We start from the raw sequence: 20,524 nt of genomic DNA, 5'->3' as shown, positions 1-20,524 counted from the left end.
CCTCTTCGCGGCTAAAGCCGCTCCCACAGGGTTCGCATACCTCCTGTGGGAGCGGCTTTAGCCGCGAAGAGGCCAGTACAGGTTGACGCTAATCAGCCCTCATTCGCTTCCCTGAGTTACAATGCGCGCCACCGTGATTCTGCCAACAGGTGCGCCATGCAGCCCTACGCTATTGCCCCCTCCATTCTCTCTGCCGATTTCGCCCGTCTGGGCGAAGACGTCGACAAGGTTCTGGCCGCGGGTGCCGACATCGTCCACTTCGATGTCATGGACAACCACTACGTACCCAACCTGACCATCGGCCCGATGGTCTGCACCGCGCTGCGCAAGTACGGCGTGACCGCACCGATCGACGTGCACCTGATGGTCAGCCCGGTCGACCGCATCATCGGCGACTTCATCGAGGCCGGCGCCACCTACATCACCTTCCACCCGGAAGCCTCGCAGCACATCGACCGCTCGCTGCAACTGATCAAGGACGGCGGCTGCAAGGCCGGCCTGGTGTTCAACCCGGCCACCAGCCTGGACGCCCTGAAGTACGTGATGGACAAGGTCGACATGGTCCTGCTGATGAGCGTCAACCCAGGCTTCGGCGGGCAGAAGTTCATCCCTGGTACCCTCGACAAGCTGCGTGAAGCCCGCGCGCTGATCGACGCCAGCGGCCGCGATATCCGCCTGGAGATCGACGGCGGCGTCAACGTCAACAACATCCGCGAAATCGCCGCCGCTGGCGCTGACACCTTCGTGGCCGGTTCGGCGATCTTCAACGCCCCGGACTACCAGGAAGTCATCGCCAAGATGCGCGCCGAACTGGCCCAGGCCCGCCCATGAGTGGCTTCGAGCAGCTGTTCCCGGGGACGCTGCCCAGGCTGGTGATGTTCGATCTGGACGGTACCCTGATCGACTCGGTACCCGACCTGGCTGCCGCCGTGGACCGCATGCTGCTCGAACTGGGGCGCCCGCCCGCCGGCCTTGAGGCGGTGCGCCACTGGGTTGGCAACGGCGCCCAGGTGCTGGTGCGCCGGGCCCTGGCCGGTGGCATCGAACATGATGCCGTGGACGATGTGCTGGCCGAAAAAGGTCTGGCGCTGTTCATGGATGCCTATGCCGAAAGCCACGCGCTCACCGTGCTCTACCCCGGAGTGAAGGACACCCTGCGCTGGCTACAGAAGCAGGGCGTGGAAATGGCGCTGATCACCAACAAGCCGGAGCGCTTCGTTGCGCCATTGCTGGACCAGATGAAGATCGGCCGCTATTTCCGCTGGATCATCGGTGGCGATACCTTGCCGCAGAAAAAGCCCGACCCGGCAGCGTTGCTGTTCGTCATGCAGATGGCCGGTGTCAGCCCGCAGCAGTCGCTGTTCGTCGGCGACTCGCGCAGCGATGTGCTGGCGGCCAAGGCGGCCGGCGTGCAATGCGTGGGCCTCACCTACGGCTACAACCATGGCCGGCCGATTACCGAGGAATTCCCCAGCCTGGTGGTGGACGACCTGCGCGCACTGCTGCCCGGTTGCGCAGACCCGGCCACTGGGATAACGTTGGCGGACCTTCAAGCCTCCCAAGACAGAGAGTCCACCGTGGCGGTCACTGGCAAATTCTGGATGAAAGTCATCAAGGCCCTGGCCCGTTGGCGCTGGCGCGCCTGACTTATGCCCGCCGGCGCCTGCCGGCCCGTCCGCTTGCCCGACCCCATTGCTGCTTGCCACGAGGCTACCCATGACCCGCGAAGAATTCCTGCGCCTGGCCGCTACCGGCTACAACCGTATCCCTTTGGCCTGTGAAACCCTGGCCGACTTCGACACGCCGCTGTCGATCTACCTGAAACTGGCCGACCAAGCCAACTCCTACCTGCTCGAGTCCGTGCAGGGCGGTGAGAAGTGGGGCCGTTACTCGATGATCGGCCTGCCGTCGCGCACTGTGATGCGCGTGCATGGCTACCACGTGAGCATCCTGCAGGATGGCGTGGAAGTGGAAAGCCACGACGTCGAGGACCCGCTGGCCTTCGTCGAAAGCTTCAAGGACCGCTACAAGGTTGCCGACATCCCTGGCCTGCCGCGTTTCAATGGTGGCCTGGTCGGCTACTTCGGCTATGACTGCGTGCGGTACGTGGAGAAGCGCCTGGGTGCCAGCCCGAACCCGGACCCGCTGGGCGTGCCGGACATCCTGCTGATGGTTTCCGACGCGGTGGTGGTGTTCGACAACCTGGCGGGCAAGATGCACGCCATCGTGCTGGTCGACCCGGCAGAAGAGCAGGCCTTCGAGCAAGGCCAGGCACGCCTGCAAGGCCTGCTGGAGAAACTGCGCCAGCCCATCACCCCTCGCCGTGGCCTGGACCTGAGCGGGCCGATGGCTGCCGAACCGGAATTCCGCTCCAGCTACACCCGTGACGACTACGAGAATGCGGTCGGCCGTATCAAGGAGTACATCCTGGCCGGCGACTGCATGCAGGTCGTGCCGTCGCAGCGCATGTCGATCGACTTCAAGGCTGCACCCATCGACCTGTACCGCGCGCTGCGCTGCTTCAACCCGACGCCATACATGTACTTCTTCAACTTCGGCGACTTCCATGTGGTCGGCAGTTCGCCGGAAGTGCTGGTGCGAGTAGAGGATAACCTGGTCACCGTGCGCCCGATCGCCGGTACCCGCCCGCGTGGGGCTACCGAAGAAGCGGACCGTGCGCTGGAAGACGACCTGCTGTCGGACGAGAAAGAGATCGCCGAGCACCTGATGCTGATCGACCTGGGCCGCAACGACGTGGGCCGGGTCTCGTCCACCGGTAGCGTGCGCCTGACCGAGAAAATGGTGATCGAGCGCTACTCGAACGTGATGCACATCGTGTCCAACGTGACCGGCCAACTGCGTGAAGGCCTGACCGCGATGGATGCGCTGCGGGCAATCCTGCCGGCGGGCACCTTGTCGGGTGCACCGAAGATCCGCGCAATGGAGATCATTGATGAGCTCGAGCCGGTCAAGCGTGGCGTCTACGGTGGTGCGGTCGGTTACTTCGCCTGGAACGGCAACATGGATACCGCGATTGCCATCCGTACTGCAGTGATCAAGGACGGCGAGCTGCACGTGCAGGCCGGTGGCGGCATCGTTGCCGACTCGGTGCCGGCGCTGGAGTGGGAGGAGACCATCAACAAGCGCCGGGCGATGTTCCGTGCCGTGGCGCTGGCTGAGCAGACTACCGCCAAGTAAATCGATTGGGGCTGCCTTGCAGCCCACTCGCGGCTAAAGCCGCTCCCACAGGGACCGCACAGGCTTCGAAACCTATGCAATACCTGTGGGAGCGGCTTTAGCCGCGAATGGGCCGCAAAGCGGCCCCAATGATTTAGAAGTCCACGCTGATTCCAAGGCTGACACCTTGCTGAGTCAATTCATCACTCTTGCGCCAGTTGTAGTTCCCGCGCAGGTGCACCCCCGTCACCAGCTCATGGCTCACCCCCAGGCTCGCCCGAGTCAGATCACTGTGCGGTGTATACCCGGTCAACGTGAAGTCATTCGCCGGCAATGTGGTCAGGTGCAGGGTCACATCCTGCTGGTCATCCTCGAACTCATGCTCCTGCGCCACCTCGGCGAACAGCCGGGTGCTCGGCAATACCTGCACGCTGCCAAGCAGCCCAACGCCCAGGCGCCGTGAAGTTCGCTCCTGGTCATCGAAGCCCAGTGCTGTCGAGCGCCCGCTCTTCTCGTCGTAGCCATCGACCTTCACCCGCGCATAATCGGCACTGATGAACGGTGCCAGTTGCCAGCGGCTGCTGTCGGCCGCCAGGTTGTAGCCCAGCCGGGCAGTCACCGCCCAGGCCTCGCCATCGGTGTCGCCCTTCTCGCTGCGGTCGTTGACGCCAAGCGCAAAGGTGCGCTTGAGGTCGCGGTAATCCAGATGGCCGGCGCTCAGCGCGGCATCGGCCCACCAGCGGTCCTGACGGAACTGGGCGAAGGCGCTGGCCAGGTAACTGTCGAGCTTGTAGTCCGAGTCCTGTTCACCAGCTTCCAGCTTCTGCCGGTACACGCCGCCGGCAAGGCCCAGGCGCCAGGCATCATTGAGCCGGTAACTGCCGCCCAGGGTCAGGTTGTAACCATGGCCGTCAGCGCTGGCAGCACTGTGCTGGTCATCGAAGTCCAGATCCTGGCCGCCAGTGCTGACGAAGGCCTGCCATTGGCCGACTGCCTGCCAGGGGGTCTGCCACTGGTTGCGCAGCTCGTCCTGGTGCGCGCGCAGGCTGGCGTGGGCCATTTCCGGCAGCAAGGTCAGCTCCCAGGGGGCGGAAATGATCGAGTAGGCGTAATCCGCGATCAGTTGCTGCCCGGCGATGGTCGGGTGCACTGAGTCATTGAACAGCAGTTTGCTCGGGTCGGGGTTGCTGCCGTTGATCCCGTAGACCGGGTTTTCCACGCAGTTGTCGCCGCTGTAGCAGGTGCCGACCAGGTTCTGCCCGGCGGCCAGGCCGAACTGGGTCGGACTGGCCAAGGCCTCGCTAAGCAATACCGGGATGTTCAAGGGGATGATTTCGGCGTCGATCTGCCCGAGCTGGCCGATCAGTGACTGGTTGAACACACTGGAGAGCTGCGTCAGTGCGTTTTGCTGTGGCGTACCGGTGAAGTTGGGGGTCTGCCCAAGGTCCGGCAACAGCCAGACCATGATGTAGCGCGCGCCGCCTTGCTGCAGGGCTTGGGCGCTGGCGGCGAGGCGGGCTCCTGCGGCTGCGGCGTCGGTCGGGCTGTTGACCAGACCCTGGAGAAAGTCGTTGCCACCGCCGGTCAGGTAGTACAGCGCGTTGGGGTCGGCGCGCAGGCCGTTGGCCAGATAGCCTGGCTTGTCACGCAGTACCTGCCCGGCGCCAGGGCGTCCTGGTGGGATGATCGTCTGCGACGTGCTGGTGATCGAGTCCAGGATCTGCTGTGTGGTGTAGCCGCCGACCGCCCAGTTGTTGCCATCGGCAAGCCCCAGTGCCTGGTTGACGGGGGAGGTGGAAGGGCCCAGCGCTGTCGGGTTCACACCCAACCGCCCGCCCAGGATCATCGGTGACACCGGGGCATAGTTGCCATTGGCATCGCGGTTGGTGAAGCGTGCGCCACCAAACTGCCCGGCATCACTGAGGCTGTCGCCAAACACGATCATTGTGGAGTAGGGCGAAGGGGCTGCGAAAGCCTGGCTGCAGGCCAAGGCCAATGAGGCAAAGGTAAAGCGCATCAAGGGTGCTTTTCGCATCGTTGAATATCCTTTTCATTGTTTTTATGAGCACTACCCGCCCGACCTTAGCAAATCGCTGTGCATCCCCCCCAAGTCCATTCGTTTCCCCGTGTTTACGGGCATATTGCGCCCGCCGCCCCGGTAGGCTACTGTGCGTGCAAGTATGAGCGAGACCTATCCTGTGTTGATCGTCAGCAAACTCTTGATGCGCGTTATCAAGGCCCACGCCCGTTGGCGTTGGCGCGCCTGACTTTATCTCCTGCCGGCCCGTCCGGCCCGTCCCCGTTTGCCTTCCTGTCCGTTTAGCGACCGCCCTTCGTGGCAAAGCCGTGCCCATGGTCGGTGTAGGAAGGTTCGTTTTTTGAAGTCAGTAGATTCAAGAGGTTTAGCCCGATGTTACTGATGATCGACAATTACGACTCATTCACTTACAACGTCGTTCAGTACCTTGGCGAGCTGGGTGCCGAGGTCAAGGTCATTCGCAATGACGAAATGACCATCGCCGAGATCGAAGCCCTCAACCCCGAGCGAATCGTCGTTTCCCCAGGCCCGTGCACGCCGAGCGAAGCAGGCGTGTCCATCGAAGCCATCCTGCATTTTGCCGGCAAGCTGCCGATCCTCGGCGTATGCCTGGGCCACCAGTCCATCGGCCAGGCCTTTGGCGGTGATGTGGTGCGTGCCCGTCAGGTCATGCACGGCAAGACCAGCCCAGTGCACCACCGCGACCTTGGCGTGTTCGCCGAGCTCAACAACCCGCTCACGGTGACCCGCTACCACTCGCTGGTGGTCAAGCGCGAAACCCTGCCGGATTGCCTGGAAGTCACCGCCTGGACTGCCCATGAAGACGGTTCGGTCGACGAGATCATGGGCCTGCGGCACAAGACCTTGAACATCGAAGGGGTACAGTTCCACCCCGAGTCCATCCTCACCGAGCAGGGCCACGAGCTGTTCGCCAACTTCCTCAAGCAGACCGGCGGCCACCGCTAAGGATCGATCATGGATATCAAGAATGCATTGAGCCGGATCGTCGGCCACCTGGACCTCAGCACCGATGAAATGCGCGACGTGATGCGCCAGATCATGACCGGCCAGTGCAGTGAAGCGCAGATCGGCGCCTTCCTGATGGGCATGCGCATGAAGAGCGAGAGCATCGACGAGATCGTCGGTGCGGTCTCGGTGATGCGCGAGCTGGCCGACAAGGTCGAACTGAAAAACCTTGATGGCGTGGTCGACATCGTCGGTACGGGTGGTGATGGCGCCAACATCTTCAACGTTTCCACCGCGTCGTCGTTCGTCCTCGCTGCCGCCGGCTGCACCGTGGCCAAGCATGGGAACCGCGCGGTATCGGGCAAGAGCGGCAGCGCCGACCTGCTGGAAGCCGCTGGCATCTACCTGAACCTGACGCCGACCCAGGTCGCCCGCTGCATCGACAGCCTGGGGATTGGCTTCATGTTCGCCCAGAGCCATCACAGCGCCATGAAATATGCTGCTGGCCCGCGTCGCGATCTGGGGCTGCGTACCCTGTTCAACATGCTCGGCCCGCTTACGAATCCGGCCGGTGTGAAGCACCAGGTAGTCGGCGTGTTCACCCAGGCGCTGTGCCGTCCACTGGCCGAGGTGCTGCAGCGCCTGGGCAGCAAGCATGTGCTGGTCGTGCATTCGAAAGATGGCCTGGACGAGTTCAGCCTGGCGGCGCCAACCTTTGTCGCCGAGCTGAAGAACGACGAGATCACTGAATATTGGGTCGAACCCGAAGACCTCGGCATGAAGAGCCAGAGCCTGCATGGCTTGGCGGTTGAAAACCCACAGGCTTCGCTGGAGCTGATCCGCGATGCCCTGGGCCGGCGCAAGACCGAAAACGGCCAGAAGGCCGCCGAAATGATCGTGCTCAATGCTGGCGCGGCGCTGTATGCCGCTGACCATGCCATGAGCCTGAAGGCTGGCGTGGAACTGGCCCACGACGTACTGCACACCGGGCTGGCCTGGGAGAAACTGCAGGAACTGGGCGCCTTTACTGCAGTATTCAAGGTGGAGAACGAAGCATGAGTGTGCCGACGGTGCTGGAAAGGATCATCGCCCGCAAGTTCCAGGAAGTGGCCGAGCGCAGCGCGCGCGTCAGCCTTGCCGAACTGGAGCGCCTGGCCAAGGCAGCCGATGCCCCGCGTGGCTTTGCCAATGCGCTGATCGAGCAGGCCAAGCGCAAGCAGCCGGCAGTGATCGCCGAAATCAAGAAGGCTTCGCCAAGCAAAGGCGTGATCCGCGAGCACTTCGTGCCGGCGGACATCGCCGTCAGCTACGAGAAGGGTGGGGCGACCTGCCTGTCGGTGCTGACCGATGTGGATTACTTCCAGGGCGCAGACGAGTACCTGCAGCAGGCCCGTGCGGCTGTTTCGCTGCCGGTGATCCGCAAGGATTTCATGGTCGACCCGTACCAGATCGTCGAGGCCCGTGCCTTGGGGGCTGACTGCGTACTGCTGATCGTGTCGGCGCTGGATGATGTGAAGATGGCGGAGCTGGCTTCGGTGGCCAAGGATGTCGGCCTCGACGTGCTGGTCGAAGTGCATGACGGCGATGAGCTGGAGCGTGCGCTGAAGACCCTCGATACGCCGCTGGTGGGGGTGAACAACCGTAACCTGCACACCTTCGAAGTCAGCCTGGAAACCACCCTCGACCTGCTGCCACGCATTCCACGCGACCGCCTGGCGATTACCGAGAGCGGTATTCTCAACCGTGCCGATGTCGAGCTGATGGAGATCAACGAGGTCTACTCGTTCCTGGTCGGTGAAGCGTTCATGCGCGCCCCGCAGCCGGGGCTGGAACTGCAGCGGTTGTTCTTCCCGGATCAGGTGAAGAAGACTGTTCAGCCTCTGGACTGATCGAAAAACGAAGCCGGCTTATTGCCGGCTTTTTTGTATGTATGTTCTGGCCTCTTCGCGGGCACGCCCGCTCCCACAGGGAACCCACAATCTTCAGGGCTGCGCTGTACCTGTGGGAGCGGGCATGCCCGCGAAGAGGCCGGTAAACCCAACATCATAGGTGGATCAATGACCGATCAACCCCTGGCCCTCACCGTTGAGCAGGGCCTGCATGCCGAGCAGGAGCTGCTGGCTGCCGTCTGCCGCGGCGATCATGATTGCGGCGTGCTGTTCTGGCGCCCAACCGATCACGCCCTGGTCATGCCACGCCGCATGAGCCGCCTGGACAACTTCGAAGCCGCCTGTTCGGAGCTTGCGATTGCCGGTTGGCCGGTGCTGCTGCGTGAAACGGGGGGCGAGCCGGTGCCGCAGTCGCACGCGACGGTGAACGTTGCACTGGTCTACGTGGCCCCGCGCAGCGAAGGCGACCATGGCCGTATCGAAAGTGCCTACGAGCGCCTGTGCCTGCCATTGTGCGATGTGTTGCGCGAGTGGGGCGGCGTTGCCTCGGTGGGTGAAATCGACGGTGCCTTCTGCGATGGCCGTTACAACGTCAACCTCAATGGCCGCAAACTGGTCGGCACGGCCCAGCGCTGGCGCCAGGGCCTGGGTGGCAAACGCCCGGTGGTGCTGGTGCATGGCGCGCTGCTGCTGGACAACGAGCGCGAATCGATGGTCGCGGCGGTCAACCGCTTCAATGAATGTTGTGAGCTGGAGCAGCGCTGTCGCGCCGACAGCCATATCGCGCTGCACGAAGTGGCGCCCGAGGCGCCCTGGTTCGAGCGCCTGTCCCTGGCCTACCGCGACGTGCTGGCGGCGCTGCCCAAGGATTAACGGGTGCCGTAGACCACCATGGTCTTGCCCTTGACCTGTACCAGGCTGCGTTCTTCGAGGTCCTTGAGGACGCGGCCGACCATTTCCCGTGAGCAACCGACGATTCGGCCGATTTCCTGACGGGTGATCTTGATCTGCATGCCGTCCGGGTGGGTCATGGCATCCGGTTGCTTGCACAGGTCGAGCAGGCAGCGGGCCACGCGGCCGGTGACATCGAAGAAGGCCAGGTCACCGACCTTGCGCGTGGTGTTGCGCAGGCGTTGGGCCATCTGGCTGCCCAGGGCGTAGAGAATCTCCGGGTCCTGGCGGGCCAGTTCGCGGAACTTGTCGTAGCTGATCTCTGCCACTTCGCACTCGGTCTTGGCGCGTACCCAGGCGCTGCGATGTTGCTCGCTGCCTGCCGGTTCGAACAGCCCCAGCTCGCCGAAGAAGTCGCCATTGTTGAGGTAGGCGATGATCATCTCGTGGCCTTCGTCGTCTTCGATCAGGATGGTGACCGAGCCCTTGATGATGAACGACAGCGTTTCGGCACGGTCACCGGCGCAGATGATGTTGCTTTTGGCGGTGTAGCGGCGGCGCTGGCAGTGAACCAGCAGCTTGTCGATGTTCTTGATCTTGGCGGGTAGGGCTGAGGCAACCATCACGAAATCCTGTTCGATGCGAGGCATAGGCTCTTGTTAGACCTTGTCTGGCGCGACGCGCCAGTCAATTGGCGCCAGCTTATCAGACAGCGCTGGAAGTTTTGACACTAAAGCGACTCGCATTGAGCTTTTCCGACAGGCATACAAGGCTTAAGCTGACACCCTTTTGCGAAATCCAGGAGTACGGACAGATGAAGGCACGCATCCAGTGGGCCGGTGAAGCGATGTTCCTCGGTGAATCGGGGAGCGGCCACGTGGTGGTGATGGACGGCCCGCCCGAGGCTGGTGGCCGCAACCTGGGCGTGCGCCCGATGGAAATGCTGCTGCTTGGCCTCGGTGGCTGCAGCAGCTTCGACGTGGTGAGCATCCTGAAGAAGTCGCGCCAGGCAGTGGAAAGCTGCGAAGCGTTCCTGGAAGCCGAGCGCGCCAGTGAAGACCCGAAGGTGTTCACCAAGATCCACATGAACTTCGTGGTCAAAGGGCGTGGGCTGAAAGAAGCTCAGGTCAAGCGTGCGGTGGAGCTGTCGGCAGAGAAGTACTGCTCGGCGTCGATCATGCTCGAACGTGCCGGTGTTGAAATCACCCATGGCTACGAAATCGTAGAGCTGGGCTGACCGCGGGATTGCAGGGCTGCACAGCAGCCCCGGCGATCGCCAGTCAGTCGCGCAGGGCCGGAAGGGCGGTCAACAACCATTCCGGCAAGCTGCTTCTGACCGCCTGACTCAACTGCTCACGCCGCTTCTGATACATCAGTCCCAGGCCGATCACCCCCAGCCCGATCAAGGTCAGCACCACCGGGAACAGCAGCGATTCGGCAAATACCTCGTAAGACAGATACCCCAGATACGCCGCTACCCCCAACGCCCCGAACACCATGAACACCGGCCGGCGCAACAGCACCGCCATGCCCATCAGCCCCAGGTTGATCAGGCAGTATAGCGCCTTGCCCAGTTCACTGTCGCTGTCCATCATCGTCAGCCCGCCCCAGAATGCCGCCAGGCCGGCCAGGTAGCCCCAATGGGCATAGTCCTCGCGGGTACGCCCGTCGATAACCAGGAACACCAGCAGCAAGCCGAGCCCGAACCACAGTGACACCGTACGCCGTTGTTCCCAGGAGAAGGGCGAGCCATAGGCCCATTCGCTCAGGTCCATGGACATGAACCACAGGGCCACCGCAATCGGCATCACCACGAAGGGGTAGGGGATCAGGCGCAGCATCAGCAGCCCGGCAACCACGGTGGCGGCCTCCATCAGCAGCCAGCCGCCCTGCACGTAGGTGTAGTACTGGTGATAGTCCGCTTGCGCATCATCCAGTGGCCACCAGCCCGCCAGGCGTTCGATGGCGAACACGACCAACGGTACGATGCTGACCGCGACGGCGGCCAGTACACCGGCGGCAACCGGTTGCCTGCGCCCCTGCAGGTTGAGGGCGAACGCCGTGAGGAGAACGATATAAAGCGTGGCGACTGCCAGCAAGGCGCCATCGCCAATACTCATCCAGGCTTCGGTGAGCAGCCAGCCCATCGCCCCCATGATCAGCAGAGCGCCGAAGTAGAAGGCGACATGGGCAAGCTGGAAACTGCCACGGGCGGGTGCGTGCTGGCGCAGAAACGCCAGCAAGGCCTGATCCTGGCCTGGCTGGAGAATGCCGGCTTGCACGGCGCGCGCCAGGTCCTTGGCGTCGATACGGTCCGTCATATGTGCGCCCTTGTCAGATGCGGTAAGTGCTCTTGGTCATGACCTTGGCCAGCAGGCTCATGCCGAAACGCACCGGCATCGGGAAGCGATAGCCGCCAGCTTCGAGTGCGGACTCGGCGTGCTGCTCTTCATCCACGCGCATCTGTTCGAGGATGGCGCGGGATTTTTCGTCTTCCTGCGGCAGCTGCTCCAGGTGTTCGTCCAGGTGCTTGCACACCTGATGTTCGGTGGCGGCGACGAAACCAAGGCTGACTTTGTCGCTGACCAGGCCAGCGAGGGCGCCGATGCCGAACGACATGCCGTAGAACAGCGGGTTGAGCACGCTCGGGTGGCTGCCCAGCTGGCGGATGCGCTGTTCGCACCAGGCCAGGTGGTCGACTTCTTCCTCGGCTGCATGCTCCATGGCCTTGCGCACTTGCGGCAGCTTGGCGGTCAGGGCCTGGCCCTGATATAGCGCCTGGGCGCAGACTTCGCCGGTATGGTTGATGCGCATGAGCCCGGCAATGTGGCGGGTCTGGCTGTCATCCAGTTCCGCATCCGGTTGGATGATCGCCGGCGATGGGCGGGAGGGTTGGCCGCTGAAGGGCAGCAAGGTGCGCATGGCGGTATCGGCCTGCAGCAACAAGCGGTCGAGCGGCGAATAGTGACGTTCGGTGGCCATCGGGCACCTCCGCTGAAGTGATGCCCGACAGTTTACCTCAATCGCTCGGGAGGAGCTTGCCTTGGGTCAGCCCGGTGGCCAGTGCATCTGGCGCTGGCCAAGCACGTGCATGTGGATATGGTAGACGGTCTGGCCACCTTGCTCGTTGCAGTTCATGACCACGCGGAAGCCATCCTCACAACCCAGTTCCTTGGCCAGGCGCTGGGCGGTGAACAGGATGTGACCGGCCAGGCCCTTGTCTTCTTCTGTCAGGTCATTGAGGGTGCGAATGTGCTTTTTCGGGATGACCAGAAAATGCACTGGCGCCTGCGGCATGATGTCGTGGAACGCCAGAACCTGGTCGTCCTCGTAGATGATCTTCGCCGGGATCTCCCGGTTGATGATCTTGATGAATAAATCTTCCACAGCACTTGCTCCATGGTGAGTGTCGGCCGAGTGTACTCAGCCGGGCGCCACTCGCCCAGAGGCTATTCCATGCCGACCGGGCAGTAGCGGCGGTGGATGAAGCCGGCCAGCTTGCGCGTCAGCCAGCGTGGCAGCAGGCGCGGCGCGAAGGCGAGCCAGCGATTGCGGCGTACCGGCATGATCACTGCGCGGTTCTTGGCCAATGCGCGCACTGTGTGCAGCGCCACTTCTTCAGGGCTCAGGCAACGGCTGTTACTTTCAAGCCTGGGGATGCGTCGGCGCGACGAGCGTACCGGGCCGGGGCAAAGTACCGATACCTTGATGCCGGCGGGCTTGAGCTCTTCACGCAGCGCTTCGCTGAAATTCATCACATAGGCCTTGCTGGCGGCATAGGTGGCCATGCCCGGCCCCGGCGCGACGGCGGCCAGGCCGGCGACGTTGAGGATCTGCCCGCCACCTTGCACCGCCATCAGGTTGCCAATGGCGTGGCACAGGCGGCTCAGGGCGAGGATATTGACCTCCAGCAGGTCCTGCTCGTCGGCCCATTCGTGGGCCAGGAACGGGCCATAGGTCCGCTGGCCGGCGCAGTTGACCAACAGGTCGATGCGTCGCTCGCCTTCTTCCAGTTCCAGTACGAAACCGGACAGCCGCAGGGGCTGGCTGAGGTCGCAGGCGCGCAGCAGCACTTCGACGCCGAAGCGTTGGGCCAGTTCGAGCGCTACCGGCTCCAACGTTTCTCGATGGCGTGCCACCAGGATCAGGTTGCGCCCGCGCCGTGCCAGGGCTTCCGCCAGGGCCAGGCCCAGGCCGCTGGAAGCGCCGGTAATCATGGCGTAACGGGTCATGCAAGGCTCCTGGGGACTGAAGAGGGCGCCTAGTGTACAGCCTGGCCGGGCGAGTTGTTGCCTTTTGCTACAGGGCCTTGACGCGCAACGCCAGGGAACGCTCAAGGGCCGCGCGGTACTCGCCGTGCAGGCGTTCGATCAGTGTGGCGGCAGCGGGCAGGTCATGGATGTCGCCGACGCCCTGGCCGGCCGACCAGACGGTTTTCCAGGCCTTGGCTTCATCGTCGATCGGCTTGAGCTTGCCTTGCTCGTGCCCGGACTTCAGTGCAGCCATGTCATAGCCGGCCTGTTCCAGGCTGGGGCGCAGGAAACTGGCCGGGATGCCGGACACGGCGGGGGTGTGGACGATGTCCGCGGCTTGGGCTTCGAGCAGCATCTGCTTGTAGGCCGCCTGGGCATGGCTTTCGTGGGTGGCGATGAAACGTGTGCCCATGTAGGCCAGGTCGGCACCGAGCAGCTGCGCGGCGAGAATCTCGTGACCATGGTTGATACAGCCGGCCAGCAACAGGGTCTTGTCGAAGAACTGGCGGATTTCGGCTGCCAGGGCGAACGGGCTCCAGGTACCGGCATGGCCGCCGGCGCCCGCGGCCACCGCGATCAGCCCATCGACGCCAGCTTCGGCGGCTTTCTCCGCGTGACGCCGGGTGGTGACATCATGAAACACCAGGCCGCCATAGCCGTGCACCGCATCCACCACTTCCTTCACGGCACCGAGGCTGGTGATGACAATGGGTACGCGGTGCTCGACGCACAGTGCGAGGTCGGCCTGCAACCGTGGGTTGGTCGGGTGGACGATCAGGTTTACCGCATAGGGTGCAGGCGCCTGCAACTGTGCCAGGCCTGCCTCAATTTCTTCCAGCCAGGCCTTGAAGCCGGCACTGTCACGCTGGTTCAGCGCCGGGAAGCTGCCGACCACGCCGCTGCCACAGCAGGCCAGCACCAGCTGGGGGTTGGAAATCAGGAACATCGGTGCCGCCACCACAGGCAAGCGCAGGCGTTGTTCGAGCGAAGCGGGCAGGGACATGGGTGAGGCTCCATCGGGTTATGTCAGAACGGTTTGACCACCACGAGAATCACGATGCCCAGCAGGAACAGCACCGGCACCTCGTTGAACCAGCGGTAGTAGACGTGACTGCGGGTATTGTTGCCAGCGGCGAAGCGTTTGCGCTGTGCACCACAGATGTGATGGTAGCCGGTCAGCAGAATCACCAGGGTGAGCTTGGCATGCAGCCAACCTTGGCTCAGCCAGCCTGGGGTGAGGTAGAGCATCCAGGCGCCGAACACGTAGGTGGCGATCATTGCCGGGTTCATGATGCCGCGGTACAGCTTGCGCTCCATGGTGACGAAGCGTTCCTGGCTGATGCTGTCCTGGCTCTGGGCGTGGTAGACGAACAGCCTGGGCAGGTAGAACAGGCCGGCGAACCAGCAGACCACGCTGACGATATGCAGCGCTTTGATCCATAGGTAAAGCATGGAGGGAGTTCCTTCAGGTAATCACGGTCGTCAGATAGTAGAGCCCAAGCGCCCGAAGGGGCACCCCAAGAGTTGTTACAGGCGCTTTGCGCCCCTATTATCGTGCGCTTTCCAGACGGCTCGTTGATAAGGGGCAAGCGTTATGATCAAGGTCGGTATCGTCGGCGGCACGGGTTACACCGGCGTCGAACTGTTGCGTCTGCTGGCACAGCATCCACAGGCCGAAGTGGCGGTCATCACTTCGCGCTCCGAAGCGGGCGTGGCGGTCGCCGACATGTATCCGAACCTGCGCGGTCACTACGACGGCCTGGCTTTCAGCGTGCCGGACAGCAAGACCCTGTCCGCCTGCGACGTGGTGTTCTTCGCCACCCCGCACGGTGTCGCCCATGCCCTGGCTGGCGAGCTGCTGGCGGCCGGGACCAAGGTCATCGACCTGTCTGCAGACTTCCGCCTGCAGGACGCGACCGAATGGGGCAAATGGTACGGCCAGCCCCATGGCGCTCCAGAGCTGCTCAAGGACGCCGTGTACGGCCTGCCTGAAGTCAACCGTGAAAAGATCCGCCAGGCGCGCCTGATTGCGGTGCCGGGTTGCTACCCGACCGCCACCCAGCTGGGCTTCCTGCCGCTGCTCGAAGCCGGCCTGGCCGACCCTTCGCGCCTGATTGCCGACTGCAAGTCGGGCGTCAGCGGCGCTGGCCGTGGTGCAGCGGTCGGCTCGCTGTTCTGTGAGGCTGGCGAAAGCATGAAAGCCTACGCGGTCAAGGGCCACCGTCACCTGCCTGAGATCAGCCAGGGCCTGCGCCTGGCTGCTGGCAAGGACGTCGGCCTGACCTTCGTGCCGCACCTGACGCCGATGATCCGTGGTATCCACGCCACCTTGTATGCGACCGTCGCCGACAAGTCGGTCGACCTGCAGGCGCTGTTCGAGAAGCGTTACGCCGATGAGCCGTTCGTCGACGTGATGCCGGCCGGCAGCCACCCGGAAACCCGCAGCGTGCGTGGTGCCAACGTCTGCCGTATCGCCGTTCATCGCCCGCAGGGTGGTGACCTGGTGGTGGTGCTGTCGGTGATCGACAACCTGGTCAAGGGCGCATCGGGCCAGGCAGTGCAGAACCTCAACATCCTGTTCGGCCTGGACGAGCGCATGGGCTTGTCCCACGCCGGCCTGCTGCCGTAAGCGCTTGCTGATGGAAAAGGCCCGCCGTGTGCGGGCCTTTTTGTTTGTCGCGACTAAAGCCGCACAATTCTTGACCGATTTTCTCGGAGAAGCGGATAATGCGCGTCATCGAGTTTTATGGCGGCTACTGCGCCGGGAGAATCAACATGAGCGTCGAAACCTTCACCCCTACGGCTTTGGAATTCACCCACGGCGCCGCGCAAAAGGTGAAGAACCTGGTTTCCGAAGAAGGCAATGACCGCCTGAAGCTGCGCGTGTTCGTCACCGGTGGCGGCTGCTCGGGCTTCCAGTACGGTTTCACCTTCGATGAAGACGTGGCCGAAGATGACACCATTGTCGAGCGTGAAGGTGTTTCGCTGGTGGTCGACCCGATGAGCTTCCAATACCTGGCCGGTGCCGAAGTGGACTACCAGGAAGGCCTGGAAGGTTCGCGTTTCGTGATCAAGAACCCGAATGCCGCGACTACTTGCGGTTGTGGCTCCTCGTTCTCGATCTGAAGCCAGGCTCTACGAAAACGCCGCGCTATTGCGCGGCGTTTTGCATTCTGACTTGGGGTCAGGCCGGGTAGATCGCGCCGAGTACGCGTAGCCCCTTGGCCGCCGTCACGCTTGGGCGATTGGCGGCAATGCCCTCAAGGCAGCAGTGGGCGAGCCAGGCAAAGGCCATGGCCTCGACCCAGTCCGGATCCACGCCCTGTGCACCAGTGCTGGTGACCCTGGCCTTCGGCAGCAGTTCGGCAAGGCGAGCCATCAGGGCGCCATTGCGAGCGCCGCCGCCGCAGACCAGCAGTGCCTCGGTGCCTTGCTGGGCGTTCTGTAGCGATTCGATGATGCTGCGTGCGGTCAGCTCCAGCAGGGTGGCCTGGACATCTTCGTCACGGTAGGCCGGCAGATCCGCCAGGTGGCCATCCAGCCAGGGCAGGTTGAACACCTCGCGGCCGGTGCTTTTCGGGCCGCTGCCGGCGAAGAACGGGTCACTCAGCAGGCTGCTGAGCAAATCGGCTTGCACCTTGCCACTGGCAGCCCAGGCGCCATCGGCATCATAGGCCTGGCCACGCTTGCGCTCGATCCAGGCGTCCAGCAATACGTTGCCTGGCCCGCAGTCGAAGCCATGCACCGGCTTGTCGCGCTCGATCAGGCTCAGGTTACTGAAGCCACCCACATTGAGCACTGCCAGGTGTTGGCCGAGGTGGCTGAACAGGGTTTCATGGAAGGCCGGTACCAGCGGTGCGCCCTGGCCGCCTGCCGCCACATCGCGACGGCGGAAGTCGGCGACCACGCTGATGCCGGTAAGCTCGGCGAGCAGTGCGGGGTTGCCGATCTGCACGGTGAAGCCGCGAGCCGGCTCATGGCGGATGGTCTGGCCGTGGCTGCCAATGGCGCGGATGGCGTCGGCGTGCAGCCCTTGCTTGGCCAGCAATTGCCGTACGCCTTCAGCTGCCAGGCTGGCCCAGCGGTTTTCCGCCAGGGCGGCGCGGGCAATCTCGTCAGGGCCGCTGCTGCAGAGGCTGAGCAGTTGCTGGCGCAGGTCGGTCGGCATGGGGAGGTAGTGAGTGGCGAGCAACTGAAGCTGCTCGCCTTGATTGATCAAGGCGATGTCCAGGCCATCGAGGCTGGTGCCGGACATCACCCCCAGATAGAGCGCCATGGATCAGCGCTTGTTCGCTGCGAGCATGGTGGCCTTTTCCTGGTCCATGCGGGCGATCAGTGGTTGGCTCTGCTGCAGGAAGCGCTGGCGTTCGTTCTTGGCGATCGGGTCAGCCATCGGCACCTTCTGGCTCAGCGGGTCGACGTGCACGCCGTTGACCTGGAACTCGTAGTGCAGGTGCGGGCCGGTCGACAGGCCAGTGGTACCGATGTAACCGATGATCTGGCCCTGCTTCACGTTGCTGCCGGTCTTGATGCCCTTGGCGAAGCCCTGCATATGACCGTAAAGGGTCTTGTAGCTGTTGCCATGGGCGATGATCACGGTGTTGCCGTAACCACCGCGGCGGCCGGCCAGTTCGATGCGACCATCACCGGCTGCCTTGATAGGCGTACCACGCGGGGCGGCGTAGTCCACGCCCTTGTGCGCGCGGATCTTGTTCAGGATGGGGTGCTTGCGACCGGCGGAGAAGCGCGAGCTGATGCGGGCGAAGTCGACCGGGGTACGGATGAATGCCTTGCGCAGGCTGTTGCCGTCGGCGGTGTAATAGCTGGTGTTGCCCTGCTTGTTGGTGTAGCGCACGGCGGTATAGGTCTTGCCGCGGTTGGTGAAGCGTGCGGACAGGATGTTGCCGGTGCCGACCACCTTGCCGTCCATGACCTTCTGCTCGTAGACCACGTCGAACTCGTCGCCCGGGCGGATATCCTGGGCGAAATCGATGTCATAGCCCAGGACCTTGGCCATATCCATGGTCATGCTGTGGGACAGGCCGGCGCGCTGGGCCGAGGCCGACAACGAACTCTTGATCACGCCATGGGCGTAAGCGGTGCGGACCACAGGCTTGCTGATCTCGCGATCAAAGGTGTACCCCTTGGCGGTCTTGGTCAGGCGGATGGTTTCGAGGTTGCTGACCTTGCTGTGCAGGCTGGTCAGCTGGCCATCTTTGTCGAGTTCGAACTGCAGCACCTGGCCATGCTTCAGCTGGCTGAACTGCTTTGCTTGCTTGTTGCTGGCCAGCAGGTCATGCACGGCATTGGCCGGCAGGCCGACCTTGGCGAACAGGGTAGACAGGGTATCGCCACGGGAAACGGTCACTTCGCGGTGACCTGGTTCCTTGACTTCAGGCTTTTTCTCGGTAGCAGGTGCTTCTTGTGCTGCTTGCTCGGTGTTGGCTTCAGCGCCGTCGATCTGGACGAAGGGAGAGCCCTGGTCGGCTTGGGTGTGTACCAGCGGGGTGGCGATGGACTCATCCTTCAGCTGATCGGCCGGGCTTTCCAGCTCCAAGCTGAGGGTGGTCTTCTTGGCTTCGACTTCGCTTGAGGGAAATACCAGCAGTGCCAGGCTGAGCAGGGCGGCGATGCCGCTGGCGGCCAACAGATGGCTTTTCGGATAAAGCGGGGGCGCTTTAGGCGTTTCGTTGGTCATAGTTAAGGTGACTTTGAAGAAAAATGAATGTGGAAAAGATGAATGACATGATGAAGATGAAATAACTGTATAAAATATAACCAAATCTACTTTCGCGCAAGGGCGCGTAGACGCCGTGACGCGTCGGTCGGGTCACATTTCATTTCGAAACTTGTAATTGATGGCCGATCTTGTATGGTTGGCTCCCTTTGAATCTGAGCCTTGCGGGTCTGTCTATGAAGTCGGTTGAAGAGCAGCTGGCGCTTATCAAGCGCGGTGCGGAAGAGGTGTTGGTCGAGTCGGAACTGGTCGAGAAGCTCAAGCGCGGCCAGCCTCTGCGTATCAAGGCAGGCTTTGACCCGACTGCGCCTGACCTGCACCTGGGGCACACGGTGCTGATCAACAAGCTGCGCCAGTTCCAGGAGCTGGGGCATCAGGTCATCTTCCTGATCGGTGACTTCACCGGCATGATCGGTGACCCGAGCGGCAAGAGCGCCACGCGTCCGCCGCTGACCCGCGAGCAGGTGCTGGACAACGCCGAGACCTACAAGCAGCAAGTGTTCAAGATTCTTGATCCGGCCAAGACCGAGGTTGCGTTCAACTCCACCTGGATGGACCAGTTGACGCCGGCCGACTTCATTCGCCTGGCATCGCAATACACCGTTGCGCGCATGCTCGAGCGTGACGATTTCGACAAGCGCTACACCACCAACCAGCCGATCGCTATCCATGAGTTCCTCTACCCGCTGGTGCAAGGCTACGATTCCGTGGCGTTGAAGGCTGATGTGGAGTTGGGTGGGACCGACCAGAAGTTCAACCTGCTGATGGGGCGCGAGTTGCAGCGTTCCTACGGCCAGGAAGCGCAGAACATCGTGACCATGCCATTGCTCGAAGGGCTTGATGGCGTGAAGAAGATGTCCAAGTCGCTGGGTAACTATGTCGGCATCCAGGAAGCGCCGGGTGTGATGTACAGCAAGCTGGTGTCGATCCCGGACACCCTGATGTGGCGTTACTTCGAGCTGCTGAGCTTCCGCTCGATGGAAGAGATCGATCAGTTCCGCGCCGACGTTGCCAATGGTGCGAACCCGCGTGACATCAAGATCAAGCTGGCCGAAGAGATCGTTGCGCGCTTCCATGGTGAAGAAGCTGCAGCCAATGCTCACCGTGCGGCGGGTAACCGCATGAAGGAAGGTGAGTTGCCGGAAGATCTGCCAGAGATTGAAGTGGCCGCGGCTGAAGACTTGCCAATCGCTGCGGTGCTGAACCGTGCGGGCCTGGTGAAGAACTCGGCGCAGGCGCGTGACCTGCTCAGTGGTGGTGCGGTAAAGGTCGATGGTGTGGTGGTCGATAAGGATTTCATGTTTGCCCTCGGTGCGACCCATGTGTGCCAGGCGGGTAAGAAATCGTTTGGCCGGGTTACCCTCAAGGCGTAGTGAGCGCCTGGTGGTGTAGCTATATAGAAGCGGGGAGGCCGATAGGCCTCCCCGCTTTGCTTTCAGCGATATTAAAGTTTCTTGAAATTAAGGGTTGACGGGGTTTCGAATCCCCTTATAATGCGCCCCACTTCCAGCGACATCGGAACGACAAACTCCTTGAGATTCAATGAGTTAGGTAGTTAAGGTGGTGTTGGAGG

At 62.6% G+C, this 20,524-nt stretch carries 21 protein-coding genes; 11 read left to right on the top strand and 10 right to left on the bottom strand.

Translation table 11 applies throughout. The features are described 5' to 3' along the window. Positions 1–156 precede the first annotated feature (156 nt). From rpe to trpE, 3 genes are all read left to right on the top strand, one after another. Positions 157–831, top strand: coding sequence for a ribulose-phosphate 3-epimerase (gene rpe, locus J7573_RS15660; protein WP_027917448.1), 675 nt, complete (start codon positions 157–159; stop codon positions 829–831). After that, positions 828–1,646 (top strand): phosphoglycolate phosphatase, encoded by an 819-nt coding sequence (locus J7573_RS15655; protein ID WP_294336898.1) that lies wholly within the window; start codon positions 828–830, stop codon positions 1,644–1,646. Before rpe ends, J7573_RS15655 begins: the two co-directional genes overlap by 4 nt. A gap of 70 nt (positions 1,647–1,716) precedes the next feature. After that, positions 1,717–3,198 carry an anthranilate synthase component I gene (trpE, locus tag J7573_RS15650; RefSeq protein WP_294336896.1) on the top strand — a complete coding sequence of 494 codons (1,482 nt, stop codon included), beginning with the start codon at positions 1,717–1,719 and terminating at the stop codon, positions 3,196–3,198. A 133-nt stretch (positions 3,199–3,331) separates the two neighbouring features. Here trpE and estP read toward each other — a convergent pair whose 3' ends face one another. Continuing rightward, positions 3,332–5,212: an esterase EstP gene (estP, locus tag J7573_RS15645; protein WP_294336894.1), complete on the bottom strand. Its 1,881-nt coding sequence runs from the start codon at positions 5,210–5,212 to the stop codon at positions 3,332–3,334. Between the two features lie 375 nt (positions 5,213–5,587). Here estP and J7573_RS15640 point away from each other — a divergent pair, with 375 nt between their 5' ends. The 4 genes from J7573_RS15640 (at position 5,588) to J7573_RS15625 (ending at position 8,943) form a co-directional block, all read left to right on the top strand. Next, entirely contained in the window at positions 5,588–6,181 is a 594-nt protein-coding gene (locus J7573_RS15640) for an aminodeoxychorismate/anthranilate synthase component II (protein ID WP_294336891.1), read from the top strand. A 9-nt stretch (positions 6,182–6,190) separates the two neighbouring features. Further along, entirely contained in the window at positions 6,191–7,240 is a 1,050-nt protein-coding gene (gene trpD / locus J7573_RS15635; protein WP_294336888.1) for an anthranilate phosphoribosyltransferase, read from the top strand. Further along, positions 7,237–8,070, top strand: a complete 834-nt coding sequence (gene trpC, locus J7573_RS15630) for an indole-3-glycerol phosphate synthase TrpC (protein ID WP_294336885.1) — start codon at positions 7,237–7,239, stop codon at positions 8,068–8,070. Before trpD ends, trpC begins: the two co-directional genes overlap by 4 nt. A gap of 168 nt (positions 8,071–8,238) precedes the next feature. Further along, positions 8,239–8,943: a lipoate--protein ligase family protein gene (locus J7573_RS15625; RefSeq protein WP_294336882.1), complete on the top strand. Its 705-nt coding sequence runs from the start codon at positions 8,239–8,241 to the stop codon at positions 8,941–8,943. Here J7573_RS15625 and crp read toward each other — a convergent pair. Then, complete coding sequence (gene crp, locus J7573_RS15620; protein ID WP_294336879.1) at positions 8,940–9,584, bottom strand: cAMP-activated global transcriptional regulator CRP; 645 nt, start codon at positions 9,582–9,584, stop codon at positions 8,940–8,942. The two genes, J7573_RS15625 and crp, sit on opposite strands and share 4 nt — an antisense overlap. 191 nt (positions 9,585–9,775) lie before the next feature. Between crp and J7573_RS15615 the strand changes: the two genes are divergently transcribed. Continuing rightward, positions 9,776–10,198, top strand: a complete 423-nt coding sequence (locus tag J7573_RS15615; RefSeq protein ID WP_004376171.1) for an OsmC family protein — start codon at positions 9,776–9,778, stop codon at positions 10,196–10,198. Positions 10,199–10,241: 43 nt separating this feature from the next. Here the strand turns inward: J7573_RS15615 and J7573_RS15610 are convergent, their stop codons facing one another. From J7573_RS15610 to hemJ, 6 genes are all read right to left on the bottom strand, one after another. Next, entirely contained in the window at positions 10,242–11,282 is a 1,041-nt protein-coding gene (locus J7573_RS15610) for a DUF2157 domain-containing protein (RefSeq protein ID WP_294336840.1), read from the bottom strand. 13 nt (positions 11,283–11,295) lie between these two features. Next, the gene (coq7, locus tag J7573_RS15605; RefSeq protein ID WP_294336839.1) at positions 11,296–11,943 is read right to left on the bottom strand and encodes a 2-polyprenyl-3-methyl-6-methoxy-1,4-benzoquinone monooxygenase; all 648 of its coding nucleotides are present in this window, start codon (positions 11,941–11,943) and stop codon (positions 11,296–11,298) included. 66 nt (positions 11,944–12,009) lie between these two features. Next, positions 12,010–12,348: a histidine triad nucleotide-binding protein gene (locus J7573_RS15600; RefSeq protein WP_294336836.1), complete on the bottom strand. Its 339-nt coding sequence runs from the start codon at positions 12,346–12,348 to the stop codon at positions 12,010–12,012. A 62-nt stretch (positions 12,349–12,410) separates the two neighbouring features. Further along, positions 12,411–13,193, bottom strand: coding sequence for an SDR family oxidoreductase (locus J7573_RS15595; RefSeq protein WP_294336834.1), 783 nt, complete (start codon positions 13,191–13,193; stop codon positions 12,411–12,413). A 67-nt stretch (positions 13,194–13,260) separates the two neighbouring features. Further along, positions 13,261–14,217, bottom strand: coding sequence for a nitronate monooxygenase family protein (locus J7573_RS15590; protein WP_294336831.1), 957 nt, complete (start codon positions 14,215–14,217; stop codon positions 13,261–13,263). Between the two features lie 23 nt (positions 14,218–14,240). Then, a complete protein-coding gene (gene hemJ / locus J7573_RS15585) occupies positions 14,241–14,666 on the bottom strand; it encodes a protoporphyrinogen oxidase HemJ (RefSeq protein ID WP_054885191.1) in 426 nt (141 codons plus the stop codon). Positions 14,667–14,808: 142 nt separating this feature from the next. On the opposite strand from hemJ, the gene argC reads away from it, so the two are divergent. After that, complete coding sequence (gene argC, locus J7573_RS15580; RefSeq protein ID WP_294336828.1) at positions 14,809–15,843, top strand: N-acetyl-gamma-glutamyl-phosphate reductase; 1,035 nt, start codon at positions 14,809–14,811, stop codon at positions 15,841–15,843. Positions 15,844–15,989: 146 nt separating this feature from the next. Continuing rightward, positions 15,990–16,340, top strand: a complete 351-nt coding sequence (erpA, locus tag J7573_RS15575; protein WP_015268740.1) for an iron-sulfur cluster insertion protein ErpA — start codon at positions 15,990–15,992, stop codon at positions 16,338–16,340. Between the two features lie 58 nt (positions 16,341–16,398). On the opposite strand, the gene J7573_RS15570 is transcribed toward erpA, so the two are convergent. Further along, on the bottom strand, positions 16,399–17,490 hold the full coding sequence (locus tag J7573_RS15570; protein WP_294336811.1) for an anhydro-N-acetylmuramic acid kinase: 1,092 nt from the start codon (positions 17,488–17,490) through the stop codon (positions 16,399–16,401). Positions 17,491–17,493: 3 nt separating this feature from the next. Continuing rightward, entirely contained in the window at positions 17,494–18,912 is a 1,419-nt protein-coding gene (locus J7573_RS15565) for a peptidoglycan DD-metalloendopeptidase family protein (RefSeq protein ID WP_294336810.1), read from the bottom strand. 215 nt (positions 18,913–19,127) lie between these two features. Between J7573_RS15565 and tyrS the strand changes: the two genes are divergently transcribed. Continuing rightward, a complete protein-coding gene (gene tyrS, locus J7573_RS15560) occupies positions 19,128–20,324 on the top strand; it encodes a tyrosine--tRNA ligase (RefSeq protein ID WP_294336806.1) in 1,197 nt (398 codons plus the stop codon). The last annotated feature ends 200 nt before the right edge of the window (positions 20,325–20,524 follow it).

The sequence above is a fragment of the Pseudomonas sp. genome, assembly GCF_017744435.1.
In the GTDB taxonomy this organism is placed as follows: Bacteria; Pseudomonadota; Gammaproteobacteria; order Pseudomonadales; family Pseudomonadaceae; genus Aquipseudomonas.
Note: the sequence above shows the minus strand (reverse complement) of the source record. Positions and strands in the feature narration are given on the sequence as shown.

Coding starts and splice junctions, on each gene's coding strand:
- rpe (WP_027917448.1), top strand. CDS start 157: ATGCAGCCCTACGCTATTGCCCCCTCCATTCTCTCTGCCGATTTCGCC.
- J7573_RS15655 (WP_294336898.1), top strand. CDS start 828: ATGAGTGGCTTCGAGCAGCTGTTCCCGGGGACGCTGCCCAGGCTGGTG.
- trpE (WP_294336896.1), top strand. CDS start 1,717: ATGACCCGCGAAGAATTCCTGCGCCTGGCCGCTACCGGCTACAACCGT.
- estP (WP_294336894.1), bottom strand. CDS start 5,212: ATGCGAAAAGCACCCTTGATGCGCTTTACCTTTGCCTCATTGGCCTTG.
- J7573_RS15640 (WP_294336891.1), top strand. CDS start 5,588: ATGTTACTGATGATCGACAATTACGACTCATTCACTTACAACGTCGTT.
- trpD (WP_294336888.1), top strand. CDS start 6,191: ATGGATATCAAGAATGCATTGAGCCGGATCGTCGGCCACCTGGACCTC.
- trpC (WP_294336885.1), top strand. CDS start 7,237: ATGAGTGTGCCGACGGTGCTGGAAAGGATCATCGCCCGCAAGTTCCAG.
- J7573_RS15625 (WP_294336882.1), top strand. CDS start 8,239: ATGACCGATCAACCCCTGGCCCTCACCGTTGAGCAGGGCCTGCATGCC.
- crp (WP_294336879.1), bottom strand. CDS start 9,584: ATGGTTGCCTCAGCCCTACCCGCCAAGATCAAGAACATCGACAAGCTG.
- J7573_RS15615 (WP_004376171.1), top strand. CDS start 9,776: ATGAAGGCACGCATCCAGTGGGCCGGTGAAGCGATGTTCCTCGGTGAA.
- J7573_RS15610 (WP_294336840.1), bottom strand. CDS start 11,282: ATGACGGACCGTATCGACGCCAAGGACCTGGCGCGCGCCGTGCAAGCC.
- coq7 (WP_294336839.1), bottom strand. CDS start 11,943: ATGGCCACCGAACGTCACTATTCGCCGCTCGACCGCTTGTTGCTGCAG.
- J7573_RS15595 (WP_294336834.1), bottom strand. CDS start 13,193: ATGACCCGTTACGCCATGATTACCGGCGCTTCCAGCGGCCTGGGCCTG.
- J7573_RS15590 (WP_294336831.1), bottom strand. CDS start 14,217: ATGTCCCTGCCCGCTTCGCTCGAACAACGCCTGCGCTTGCCTGTGGTG.
- hemJ (WP_054885191.1), bottom strand. CDS start 14,666: ATGCTTTACCTATGGATCAAAGCGCTGCATATCGTCAGCGTGGTCTGC.
- argC (WP_294336828.1), top strand. CDS start 14,809: ATGATCAAGGTCGGTATCGTCGGCGGCACGGGTTACACCGGCGTCGAA.
- erpA (WP_015268740.1), top strand. CDS start 15,990: ATGAGCGTCGAAACCTTCACCCCTACGGCTTTGGAATTCACCCACGGC.
- J7573_RS15570 (WP_294336811.1), bottom strand. CDS start 17,490: ATGGCGCTCTATCTGGGGGTGATGTCCGGCACCAGCCTCGATGGCCTG.
- J7573_RS15565 (WP_294336810.1), bottom strand. CDS start 18,912: ATGACCAACGAAACGCCTAAAGCGCCCCCGCTTTATCCGAAAAGCCAT.
- tyrS (WP_294336806.1), top strand. CDS start 19,128: ATGAAGTCGGTTGAAGAGCAGCTGGCGCTTATCAAGCGCGGTGCGGAA.